General features: G+C 51.0%; 9 protein-coding genes. 6 read left to right on the forward strand and 3 right to left on the reverse strand.

Going from position 1 to position 12455, the window contains the following annotated elements:
• Positions 1 to 77 precede the first annotated feature (77 nt).
• Positions 78 to 1727 (reverse strand): dihydroxy-acid dehydratase, encoded by a 1650-nt coding sequence (ilvD, locus tag VIS94_04635; protein ID HEY9160354.1) that lies wholly within the window; start codon positions 1725 to 1727, stop codon positions 78 to 80.
• A 426-nt stretch (positions 1728 to 2153) separates the two neighbouring features.
• On the opposite strand from ilvD, the gene VIS94_04640 reads away from it, so the two are divergent.
• The 4 genes from VIS94_04640 (at position 2154) to VIS94_04655 (ending at position 6629) form a co-directional block, all read left to right on the forward strand.
• Entirely contained in the window at positions 2154 to 3140 is a 987-nt protein-coding gene (locus tag VIS94_04640; GenBank protein HEY9160355.1) for a dihydrodipicolinate synthase family protein, read from the forward strand.
• A 7-nt stretch (positions 3141 to 3147) separates the two neighbouring features.
• Positions 3148 to 4026, forward strand: coding sequence for an amidohydrolase family protein (locus VIS94_04645; GenBank protein ID HEY9160356.1), 879 nt, complete (start codon positions 3148 to 3150; stop codon positions 4024 to 4026).
• A 190-nt stretch (positions 4027 to 4216) separates the two neighbouring features.
• On the forward strand, positions 4217 to 5356 hold the full coding sequence (locus tag VIS94_04650; GenBank protein HEY9160357.1) for a Gfo/Idh/MocA family oxidoreductase: 1140 nt from the start codon (positions 4217 to 4219) through the stop codon (positions 5354 to 5356).
• A gap of 157 nt (positions 5357 to 5513) precedes the next feature.
• Positions 5514 to 6629 carry a M23 family metallopeptidase gene (locus VIS94_04655; GenBank protein HEY9160358.1) on the forward strand — a complete coding sequence of 372 codons (1116 nt, stop codon included), beginning with the start codon at positions 5514 to 5516 and terminating at the stop codon, positions 6627 to 6629.
• A 43-nt stretch (positions 6630 to 6672) separates the two neighbouring features.
• Here VIS94_04655 and VIS94_04660 read toward each other — a convergent pair whose 3' ends face one another.
• Entirely contained in the window at positions 6673 to 6933 is a 261-nt protein-coding gene (locus VIS94_04660; protein ID HEY9160359.1) for a translation elongation factor-like protein, read from the reverse strand.
• 151 nt (positions 6934 to 7084) lie between these two features.
• Here VIS94_04660 and VIS94_04665 point away from each other — a divergent pair, with 151 nt between their 5' ends.
• Positions 7085 to 8383, forward strand: coding sequence for a hypothetical protein (locus VIS94_04665; GenBank protein HEY9160360.1), 1299 nt, complete (start codon positions 7085 to 7087; stop codon positions 8381 to 8383).
• On the opposite strand, the gene VIS94_04670 is transcribed toward VIS94_04665, so the two are convergent.
• Complete coding sequence (locus VIS94_04670; protein ID HEY9160361.1) at positions 8298 to 9953, reverse strand: sulfatase; 1656 nt, start codon at positions 9951 to 9953, stop codon at positions 8298 to 8300. The genes VIS94_04665 and VIS94_04670 overlap by 86 nt on opposite strands.
• Before the next feature lie 671 nt (positions 9954 to 10624).
• Here VIS94_04670 and VIS94_04675 point away from each other — a divergent pair.
• Positions 10625 to 12455 (forward strand): molybdopterin-dependent oxidoreductase (locus tag VIS94_04675; protein HEY9160362.1); only part of this gene is annotated, 1831 nt, incomplete at its 3' end.

The raw sequence follows: 12455 nt of genomic DNA on the forward strand, positions 1-12455 counted from the left end.
TTCCCCCTTGTTTTTTCATGTCAGCTTAAGGCCTTGCTGTCTCACATGGCTGCCGCCCGGATGTGTCCCGGGATTTTCTACGATAAAATAGCGCCCTTTGAGGCCGAACCCACATATTTTACATATCTGCGGATGTATCCCTCGGGCAGTTCCCGTCTGACGGGTTTCCACGCGGCCTTCCTGTTTTTCAGCTCTTCATCTGAGACATGCAGTTCGAGCTTCCGGCCGGGGATGTCTATGGTTATCTCATCGCCGTCCTTCACAAGCGCAATCGGTCCCCCTTCATATGCCTCAGGCGACACATGGCCTATGCACGGTCCTTCGGTTCCGCCCGAAAAGCGGCCGTCCGTTATGATGGCCGCTTTCTTGATGCCGAGAGCCGAGAGTCCCATGGTCACGGCAAGCGTTTCCGGCATGCCGGGTCCGCCTTTCGGTCCCTCGTTCCTGATTACGAGGATCTCGTTCTCGCGGACATTATTTTCGCGCAGAGCCAGAAGGGCGTCATGCTCGGATTCGAACACCCGCGCAGGCGCGGTGAACTTCATCATGTCCTTTGCAACGGCCGACTGTTTGATGACCGAACCTTCTGGTGAAAGGTTGCCGTAAAGAACCGCGGTGCCACCCTCGGGATAGAACGGGTTTGTTTTATCAGGTATTACATCGGAATCCTTGACTTCAAAGAAAGGCATCAGATCGCCCCACGTCAGTCCGGAAACAGTCTTTGCGTCCTTATGGATGTTATCGGCCAGAACCTTGATGACGGCGGGCACGCCGCCTGCCATGAAGAAGTCTATCATCCCGTCGGGGCCGTTGGGCATTATTTTACACAGCGTTGGAATTTTTACATTGAAGTCGTTAAACTTGCTTATGGGGAAGTTAATACCGAGGTCATATGCTATGGCCGGAATGTGAAGGGCGGCATTCGTGGAGCCGCCTATGGCGAGATTTACCATGAGCGCGTTTTCGAGCGCCTTCATATCCACGATCTTTCTTATCGTAAGCCCTTCTTCTACCATCGAAACGATCCGTTTGCCGGTATTTCTGGCAAAGAGCAGCTTCTTCGAATGGAAGCCGGGAACGCTGGATGAACCGGGGAGGGTTAGGCCCAAGGCTTCGGCGATGCTCTGCATCGTGTTGGCCGTCCCCATGACCTCGCACGACCCGCATGTGGCCACGGTAATAGTTTCCGCTTTGCAGAACGGGTCATCAAAATCCAGGTTGGATATGCTTTTCCTTTTTTTCTGTTCGGGATTGAACCTTATCTTCCAGGAACTCGGTCCTCCGGTCAAGACTATGGTGGGCAAATCAAGCCGGGACGCCGCCATGACCATGCCCGGGATGATTTTGTCGCAGCTCGCAATCAGAACCAGGGCATCATACTGCATGCTGCGGCAGTGGGTTTCGACAATATCGGCAATCAGATCACGCTGGGCCAGGATGAAGCGCATCCCGCTGTTTCCCTCGGTCAGAACGTCGCAGGGTGCAGGTACATTGAATTCCATGGGTATGCCGCCGCCGGCATAAACCCCTTCCTTTACCTTCTCCGCAAGATTTCTAAGGTGCATGTGTCCGGGGTTTATATCAGTCTGGGAATTTGCAATGCCTATGAGGGGTTTCTGTTTAAGGTCCTCCATTTCAAAACCCAGCCCTTCTATGCAGCCCAGACGCACAACGGAGATGGGGAAATCCTTTGTATCGAAAATAGGCTGACTCTTGGGTTTTTTCATTTTGATACCTCCTGAAATAAATTTTGTTTTTTTGATATAATCCAGTCAAATCTCTGGCCTGTGCCGTCTTAAAAACCGCCGTGGCCGGGACATCTATGCCTTTTAATTTTTAGATGAAAAACCCGGTCAAGGATTCCTTCAGAGGAACCAACTGCCCGGAGATATGACCCGACATCAGATAAGAAAGATATATGATTTTGGGTCATATGTATGCAAGCGTAAATTTGTCAGCAGCTTAATATTGCATGAGAAAACACTCACCATAAGCGTGAAGAACGCTGGCGGATGCGACCGGATTCGACTTGTGTTATATTACCCGGGACATTTGATAATTTCAACTGATTGAACAGCAGCCAGCAACCGGGAGATTCGGATGCATCAAGAAAGGCATCACAACAGATTTTCTATCGAGATAAGGAGGTAGCCATGGTGTTTGAAGGGGTTTTTCCTGTTGTGCCGACTCCTCTTTTTGAGGATGAACAGGTTGATCATAAAGGCCTGAAGCATCTGATCGAATACTATATTGCCGCCGGCTGTCACGGAGTGGTTGTCATGGGCAGCGGAGGAGAGTTTCCATATCTCAAACTCGAGGAGCGGCGAGACATTATCGCATCCGCAGCCGAGGCGAATGCCGGACGCGTGCCGCTTGTATCCGGATGCGGTTTCTACAGCCTGAAGGAAACCCTTGCCTTCTTCACCGCCTGCAAGGGGCTGCCGCTCGACGGACTTCTGGTGGCGCTGCCGACATATTTTCCGCTCAAGTTCGATGATGTATATGCATATTATAAAGAGATCGCCGGACGTGCGCCCTGCCCAATACTCTATTATCACTTCCCGCAGATGACCGGCCTTTTTTTCGCCCCGGAACAGCTCGGGCGGATCCTCAGGATCGACGGCATCACCGGCATGAAGGTCAGTGCTTTCTGCCTAAAGGAAATGCGCCGGATCCTGGAGCAGGTACCTGCCGAGGGGTTCAGCCTGTTTGCCGGTGTGGGCTTCCTGCTGCGCCATACCATTGAGATGGGTGGCCGAGGCGTTATAGACCCGGTCGCCTCCTTCGCCCCGCACCTTGTTGTGGAGGCCTATAATGCATGCAGGAATGGGAACGTAGAGCAGTCGCGGCGGCTCCAGAAGAAGATTCTGGATATGATACCGATTGTGAATTCATTCTCTCTCCCAGCTTTTATCCAGAAGAGCGGCTTCAAGCTGATGTCGCAAATGCCCAGGCCTTCCCGCGCCTCGGGCAGGGCTGCCCGGCACGCCGTCATCAAGGAGGTGCTCAGGCAGCTTGGCCACCCGGTTATGCCGCGTGTCCACACGCCTCTGCCCCAGCTTACGGACAAAGAACGAGAACAGGTTGAGGTTTTCATCGCAGGAAACCCCGATCTTAAAAAAGAATCCTGCCTCTGTTGAGGGTATGATGGCCTGCGTGATTGATTGCCATTATCATCTGGATGAACGCATCCTTGCCGTCAATGAGATGATCAGCCGGATGAATGCATGCGGGATTGATAAGGCAGCCCTGATGGCCAGTCTGAATGACCCGTTGCCTGAACCGCCCAGGCCTCTGATCAGGATATTGCAGTTTCTGTTGTTTCATCCCGCCACACAGAAAACAGGGAGAATATTTATTGATAATTTCACGCCTGAAGGAGACATCAGAATAGGGAGAAAGGCTTATCGGATATATGCTCACCCGGATAATAATGAGGTCTTTAAAATTGTCGAAAAATTGCCTGATCGTTTTCTGGGCTGGGTATTCGTTCGTCCAAATTCAGGTACCGATCAGGTGAAAGAGCTTGAAAAATGGATATCCCACCCCGGTTTCATCGGTGTTAAGGCGCATCCCTTCTGGCACAGGTTCGAACCTCTCAATCTGCTTCCGATTGCGGATTTGCTGATCGGCAAAGGCAAGCCCCTTCTCATACATGCCGGATACGGATCGCACGGAGATTTCATGGCGCTTGCCGAAAAAGCCCCTGAACTTAAACTTATCCTGGCGCACGCAGGTTTCCCTGGATACCGCTCGACCTGGAAATTAATAAAAAATCATAAAAATATTTTTGTCGATCTTTCCCAGACGACATATGTCAGTGATGATGCCACAAGGAATGCAGTCGAGTTCCTTGGATATGATCGCTGCCTGTTCGGTACAGACGGACCTTACGGCTTTCATGCCAAAGACGGAAAATTCGATTATTCCTACATCAAGCGGCGCATCGAGAGGCTATTTCCATCAAAGAAGATACGGGAACATCTCCTCGGGCAAAATTTTATTGACATCACGGGTATCACCTGAATCTTCGCCCAGCAAACAGAGAATACAACAGGACAACGCAGGCAGGCATCTGTTATTTATAAACAGGGTGCGTTGTTCTTGAAAAGTGGAACTTGATATAAAATGAATGTGTCAATGAAAGGCCTGATTCCCGGCTTTTGCTTGCAGGTATTCTGGCCAGGCAGACTTTAAAACCGGAAGGAGGCAAAACATGGAACAGGTCCGTTTCGGAGTCATAGGCGCGGGAGACGCCGCCAATTTTCATACGCTTGCATTCAAGAACAGGCCGGATGCGAACCTGAAATTCGTCTCGGTCTATGACGTAAATGAAAAGAAATGCTCACTTCTGGCAAAACGCATGAAGCTCACGCCCTATTCCGACCTTGAAGCTTTCTTCGGCAGCGGCATAGACGCAGTGCTTATCTGCGTGCCACATTACCTCCATGCCGAATACACGGCCCGCGTTGCTGCCGCCGGAAAGCACGTGCTCTGCGAAAAGCCCATGGCACCGACACTCGAAGAATGCGATGCCATGATTGATGCCACCGGAAGGGCCGGGGTGAAGTTTATGATTGCCGAGAACCACCGCTTTCTGCCCGCACACCGCATTATCAAGGAGACTATCGAAAAAGGGCTCCTGGGCGATGTCTACCTCGGCCGCACGTACGAAGGCGCCTTCTGTTCAGCCACGCAGTTCCTCGACCCGGGATGCTGGCACTTCACCTGTGACAAGGGCGGCGGAGGCGTACTGATGGATCAGGGCGTGCACAAGTTCGCCCTCTTGAACTGGCTGCTCGGAAAGGTGGAAAGCGGCCAGGCATGGCTCGGCAAGGCGCTCGATTCGCCTGATTGCAAGGGAGAGGACAATGCCGCAATGCATCTGCAGTATGAGAACGGCGCAATGATTGAGGTAACACTTTCGTCCACCACCGTACATCCTCTCAACAACACCACCGAACTGCACGGAACAAAGGGGCATCTTCTTGAAGACCACTCATGGGAAAAACCCGTGCGACTTTTTTCATCACACCCGGATGCCAAGGTTAAAGGGTACTACTACGATATAGCGGCCGACCACGGGGCATATCCCGTGTATTACATAATCTCGGCATACCATGAGGACACGCACTTCGCCGACTGCATTTTAAATGACAGGCCGCCCGAATTCACGCCGGAACAGGCCCGGGGCGCGGTCGAAGTCGTGCTGTTGGGGTACCTCTCGGCAAGGCTGGGCCGCACCGCGACAATGGATGAGCTTGCCTTAGAGGAGGCTGAGAAAGGCACCGGACACATCGTAGAAGAGGCCATGCCTTTTATCAGGAAGAACTTCCAACAGCTGCACTGGAAATAGAAGCTTTCAGAACTGGTTATATGATCATCGTAAGCAGGAAAACGCGCAGCCAAGACTGTTATGAAATTTTCACATGTGCCGACATGATATATATGCAGACGCTGCATGCTTCAAGGCTGTCCTGCAAATCACAGGCATCTAATAAATGGAGAAATATATGAAGAAAGTGATATTGGCCGTCATTACATTTTCCCTTATGTTGTTCGTACAGGCCTGCGGCAGCAACAGCAGCAGCAACAACAAGGGAAGCATCGAGGTCGCCTTCAGCGACGTCCCATTCCAGACGGAAAAATATTTAAGAATAGGTTACACTCTCAAGACCTGGGAGTATGAAAAGGACGGACTGGAGCTCCAGAAGATTACCGTACTGGACTGCCGTACCGGTCAGGAGCTGTTCATTATCAACAAGGCGGACCTGCCTAAGATATACAAGGACCCACTGCCTGAGAACCAGTTCGTAAAATTCGACAGGCTTACCAGCTATTACCTCTCTATCCAGCTGCCCATACCGCTAGGGCAGTCACCGCCAAGGCTGGTAACGAACCAGCTCTCCTTCAGGGACACGGCAAGCGGTAACGAGTTCTCGTTAAGAGGGGGTACATTCGTACCCAGGCTTGATGAGATGCCGCTCGTTATTGCGTCGCCGATAAAGAGGAATAATCTTATCTACATGAACCAGTCCACCCTCAGGTACCATTTCTACAACATTGTTTTCGTAAACGGCGGGCTTTTTACGTCCGAGCGGTACGCCTTCGACTCTGTTCAGATGAATGACGAGTTTACTGATTACTATGAGGGCGATCCAACAGTGAACACAAATTATTTCAACTACAATACCCCCCTTCTGGCGGTTGCGGACGGAACTGTTGTTTTCGTTCAGGACGGACTCCCTGAAAACCACGGCAACATGCAGGACGTCGTCCTTAACACCCTGCTCGAATACGGCGGCAATTTCGTGGTGCTGGATATAGGAGGCGGGCATTATGCATTCTACTGCCACTGCATTCCGGGTTCGATCAAGGTCGGTGTTGGAGATACGGTGCATGAAGGAGAAGAGATCGCCAGACTCGGGAATTCCGGAAATTCCACAGGGCCGCATCTGCACTTCCAGATAACAGACGGACCTGATATCTTTTATAGCTATGGCGTCCCGTTCGTGCTGAAGGAGTATACGAAGACAGGAGATTTGAATAGTGGAACGCCGGTATTCCAGGACCCGGAACTCATAACGAACTCCATGATGGAGCAGTTCACCGTTTTCAACGTGGAATGAAAGACAGGAGGCTCAAGGGGCTGTCAGCGTCTTTGAGATGAGTTTATTCTGTGATCAGAAAGACATCGTCTCCGACCCGCGTCTTGTCCTTCACTTTTATCCCGATGTTGTCGCCGGCCTTGGCCTGGGTTACGGTTGCATTATCGATCTGCATGGATTCGATGATTTCTTCGAACTTGGTTGTGGCTCCTTCGATGGATATTTTATCGCCGACTTTAAGCGGTTCGCTGAGCTGAATGCCTGCAACACTGATCTTGCTGAAGTAGTGGGAGACCTTACCGATCAACTTTTTTTCCGTCGCCATGGTCATACCTCCTAATGATCAAATAGCGGTAGTAATTATATGCCGTTTGAAACTCCACCTCAAGGGTCAAATGAAATGGAATATAATGTACGATATTAAGAGTTTTTCAGGGATACCGTAAAGTATAGCATGGACATTCCGGAGGGATTAGATGCGTAAAATACCCGGCCGATTTAAGGCCCGGACAATCGATAAGACTGCAATATGCATGCGCGCTCTCGCCGAGATGGTTCTGCACCTTGAGATGGAGTTTGACCACGGCATCGACGCAGCCCGCCTTGAGAAAGCGCTCGACCTGATCCTCGATGCCGAGCCGGTTTTAGGCTGCCGCTTCGTAACTGATACGCTCAGGGTTTACTGGGAACGCCTGCCTCATGACAGAAGGCGCAACTTCACGATGGCTTCTTCCCGTGAGGAGTATGACGCCTTCCTCTCAGACGAGAACAATCCTGAAGTCGGCCCGCAATTAAAGGGTTGTCTCTTTAAAGACGGCGGCAAGGACCGTATTGCGCTAAAAATCTCGCACGAAGCTGCCGATGCGGGAGGACTGAAGGAGGCTTCCGCCACCCTTGCCCGGATTTATAACCTTCTCGCTGTTGATCCGGGTTATATCCCCGAACCCAACCTGAAGGGGTCCCGGAGCATATTACAGGTGCTCAGGCGTGTACCGCTCCATGCTATCCCCAGGATTTATCTGAACTACCTGATAACGTCGCTCAAAGTAATGATGCCGTCGAAGGGTTTAGGATACCGGATACCCGGCGGGCGTAATGGGAGGCCGCGGTATCTTATGCGGCATATATCGGCTGAAAGAACTGCGAGTCTTGCCGGATACGGCCGTGCGCGCGGCGCTACACTTAACGATTTGATGATGGCGGCGTTCATCAGAACACTGGCATCAGCAGGAGGCTGGGATGGGGCGTCCGAGTTGCATTCTATAATGACCATTGACCTCCGCCGCTGGTACATTCCCGGAGGCAGGGCTGAAGCGGTCTGCAACCTGAGTACTCTGGATTTTGTCATTCTTGGCAATAAGCTTGGATCCGGGTTTGAAGACACGCTTGAAATAGTAACGAAGGTGATCCGGGCACGGAAAGCGAACTGGTATGGTCTAAACGATTACATCGGAACGATGCCGTCGATATGGTTTTTCCCTGCTAGGTTCTCGTCATGGCTTTTCAACCGGTTCTTTGGAACGGCTGCGGCCCGAGGCTCATGGGTGAATGCGTTTACCAACATGGGGCCGATAACCGATGAACACACGAATTTTGGCAAACCTGCGGCGCAGGCATGGCTTATTATCCCGCCCATGTTCCCACCGCTTCATCTTGTTGGGATGACGGGCTATGGAGGAGGGTTGACCCTTACAGGCTCCACCTTTGACGGCCTTGAAACGCAGGCGATAATCGAAAATTTCCTTGACAGGATGATTGAAGAGCTTCCGGAATAATTTCCTCAATCAGCTTGTCAGCGCCACTGGTCATCCTTTTCACGATTTCCGATTCCATCCTCCGGCATACGTCCGGATACCGGGCAGCCTGGTTGTAGCACTCGCCTTCATCGACATTGAGGTTATAAAGGTTAGGCCAGTCGGCGAAGTGACCTTTCTTGGCGGTTCTTCCCATGAAGGTTGTCGGCTTGTCCACAGGCTGCGGCCATATGTAGTGGTTGATGTTGCGGAAGTATTTCCAGTCTTCTTTTCGTACACCCTCAAGCTCTTCATAGTGATAGAAGTACAAGGTATCGTGAGGAGACCTGGCGGCTTTGCCGGAAATAAGGCCCTCGAGATTTTTGCCGTCGATGATGCGGTCCGAAGGTTGAGCAAGACCCGCCGCTGAAGTTATTGTCGGGAACAGGTCGATATTCATCGCAGGCTCGGTGCAGACCGTCCCTGCATTTGAATTGCCGGGCCATTTGACGATGAAGGGTACACGATAGCCTCCTTCATAGCTCTGTCCCTTCCTGCCGCGGAATTCACCCGGGCTCCCGTTATACCAGGGGCCGTTGTCGCTGGTGAATATTATGATGATATTATCCGCTATACCGTTTCGCTCCAGACACTTCATGATCTCGCCCACACTCCAGTCTATTTCCTCGACAGCATCGCCGAATATGCCGACTTTGGACTTGTCCTTGAACTTTTCCGATGCATAAAGGGGCTGGTGAGGGAAGGTATGCGCAAGATAGAGGAAAAACGGTCCGCCCTTGGATTTGTCGATGAAGTCGGTCGCCTCTTTCGTATACATGCCCGTGAGGCGCGCCTGGTTGTCTTTGATGTCCGGTTCCAGCATTGTATCGTCACGGTAAAGGGCGCAGGGAGGCATGTCATTGCTGTGAGGCACGCCGAAAAAGCTGTCGAAGCCGTGGCGGCGCGGGTTGTATGCAGGGTCTTTGCTGAAATCGCCAAGATGCCACTTGCCTACCATTCCTGTACGGTAGCCGGCCACTTTGAGTGCTCTGGCGATAGTGATCTCGTCATCAGGAAGCCCCTTGACCCAGCAGTCCTCCTGGACGTCAACCGCGCCCAGGCTGCCGAACCATCGGCCGAGCCGGCGTATCGTAAGCTGCATCATTGATTCGTTCGAGGCGGGCATTACGAAAATAAGGCCGGAGCGGACCGCGTATCTGCCCGTGAGAAGGCCGTAGCGCGAAGGTGTGCATACCGAGCACGACGAGTAAAAGTCAGTGAAACGCACACCTTCTTTTGCAAGATTATCGATGTTCGGGGTCCTGATGGATTTGTTACCGTAGCAGCCCAGGTCGCCCCAGCCCAGATCGTCGCATAATATGGTTATGATGTTGGGCCGCTTGCCCGCATATCCGGGAAGCCTGCCGATGACCTGCTCCGGTATGACCTGAGCCCTGCCTGAAGCGGAATACACATCCCTGTTGAATACTGCCCCATGCTCTTTATCTCCCACTGTTTTTGAGCATGCCAAAAGGCCTCCGCCTGCAACTACAGCTGCGGTTACAGCACTCTTTCTAATAAAGCTCCGTCTTGTCATAAGGTCTTCATTCACAGGCGCCTCCTGTCAAGTGCGGATTCCAGCGTGCCCTATATAAGCAAAAATCGCGAATCCGGTTGTTTTAAATCAATATTTATTCATTGGGGCTTTCTTGTCATTGTGTGTTGAAAGGATTTTTATAAAGCCGTTTCTTATGCCGGTTGAGCCGCTATCTTGATATCTGCTGTAAAATTATCACGATTGATAACTGGTAACCATAATTATCTGCCAGCGGGGATATCATTTGATCCTTTAATCACAGCCTCAGCAAACTAAAAAACCGACAATTATTGACAGAAATCTGGCATTCACTTATATAACATTTTGGAATTATTAATTATTATGCAGTACACGGCATAATACTATTTCAAGAAGGGAACATGATGAGAATCAAACCAATTAAAAGAAATTGAGGCTCATATCGGAAGCCAGGATGGTTTCCGAGTGAAGACCTCCCTGCTATCCCTCCACGGCTGACCAGCTAGCTCTTTGAGTATTTCCGCTGTGGAAAGGACAGCGGAAAACTTAAGGGGGCTGAGTTTGGTCGACAAGATCAAAACCGGTTTTAAACAATCAGATTTAATTTTATTTCTATCAGGATATCCATACATCCCTGAGGGCAATCCTTCCAAAGGTTTATCTCGAAACAAAAAAAGCAAATTTAAACAAATATATAAGGAGGTTTTATGGATGTTACCAGGCGAAGTTTCCTGAAGATTGCCGGTAGCGGTCTTACGGCAGCGGGTATTGGGGTCAGTATAGGTGTACAGCCTGTTCTGGCCCAGCCGAAAAAGATCCGCTATGCAAAGGAAGTTACCACCATCTGTCCTTATTGTGGAGTCGGATGCGGCATCATTGCGAGCGTAAGCAATGGCAAGGTTATTGGAACAGAAGGTGACCCTGATCACCCGATAAACAAAGGTGCGCTTTGCGCCAAGGGGTCGGCTCTTTATCAGATCGCCAATAATGACAAGCGTCTGTCAAAGGTTCAGTACAGGGCTCCCGGCGCCGACAAGTGGCAGGAAGTCGAATGGGACTGGGCCCTGGATAATATTGCCAGAAAGATAAAGAAACTGCGCGATGAGACATTTACCCTTCAGAACGACAAGGGCGAGATTGTCAACAGAACTGAAGCTATAGCAGCAATCGGCGGCGCCGCTCTTGATAATGAGGAAGTGTATGCCCTGACAAAGATGAATCGCGCGCTGGGCCTTGTTTATGTCGAGCATCAGGCCAGGCTTTGCCACAGTTCGACCGTTGCTGGGCTTGCAGGCTGTTTCGGCCGCGGCGTCATGACGAATCACTGGATAGATATACAGCATGCGGATGCAGTTCTCGTACTTGGTTCAAACCCTGCGGAAAACCATCCCATCTCTTTCAAGTGGATAAACGAGGCGAGACAAAAACGTAAGGCAAAACTCATCTGTGTAGACCCAAGGTTTACTCGTACGGCTGCAACAGCAGACTTTTATGCAAGGCTCCGCCCGGGCACCGATATCGCATTTATAGGCGGCATGATCAACTATGCGATCGAGAAAAACCGTATCAATGAAGAGTATGTAAAGAATTATACAGACGCGGCTTACCTGGTGAATCCCGAATTCAAGGGGGCTGCCGACCTGGACGGCGTTTTCTCGGGATTAAACGCAGGCAAGTATGACAAGGCTTCGTGGTCCTATCAGATGGATGAAAAGGGAATCCCGAAGATGGATCTTACCCTTACTGATCCCATGTGCGTATATCAGCTGCTCAAAAAACAATATGCCCGCTATACTGCTGAAAAGGTATGTGCGATCACGGGAACCGACCCGAAAGATTTCGAAAAAGTCTGTGATATGTTTACAGCCACCTTTAAACCTGAACTCTCGGGCACCATCCTTTATGCTATGGGCATAACACAACACACATACGGAACTGAGAATATAAGGGCCTTCGGCATACTCCAGCTGCTGCTCGGGAATATCGGAATGGCGGGCGGCGGCATCAACGCCATGCGCGGCGAAAGCAATGTCCAGGGCTCGTCCGACCATGCGGCGCTGTTTCATATTCTTCCGGGATATCTCAAGTACCCCAAGGCCAGCCAGACAGCACTTTCGATCTACAATGAACAGAACACCCCAAAGAACAACGACCCGAAGAGCCTCAACTGGTGGGGAAACACCCCTAAATATATGGCAAGCCTGATAAAGGCCTGGTGGAGGGATGCAGACCTTGAAACCGCTTACAGCTATCTGCCCAAAGTGGAAGATGCAAAGAACTATTCCTATCTGCCGATATTCAGCGCTATGGCAAACGGAGATATCAAGGGCATGTGCGTATGGGGCATGAACCCTGCAGTGGGGGCACCCAGCGCCAAGATGGTTCGCAGGGCATTGGCCAAACTTGACTGGCTGGTAGCTGTTGACCTGTGGGAAACCGAAACGGCCTCATTCTGGCAGAAGGAAGCAGGGGTGAATCCTGCTGACATAAAAACTGAAGTATTCCTTCTTCCGGCTTGTTCATCCATTGAAAAAGAAG

The organism is Desulfomonilia bacterium, assembly GCA_036567785.1.
Classification (GTDB): Bacteria; Desulfobacterota; Desulfomonilia; order UBA1062; family UBA1062; genus DATCTV01.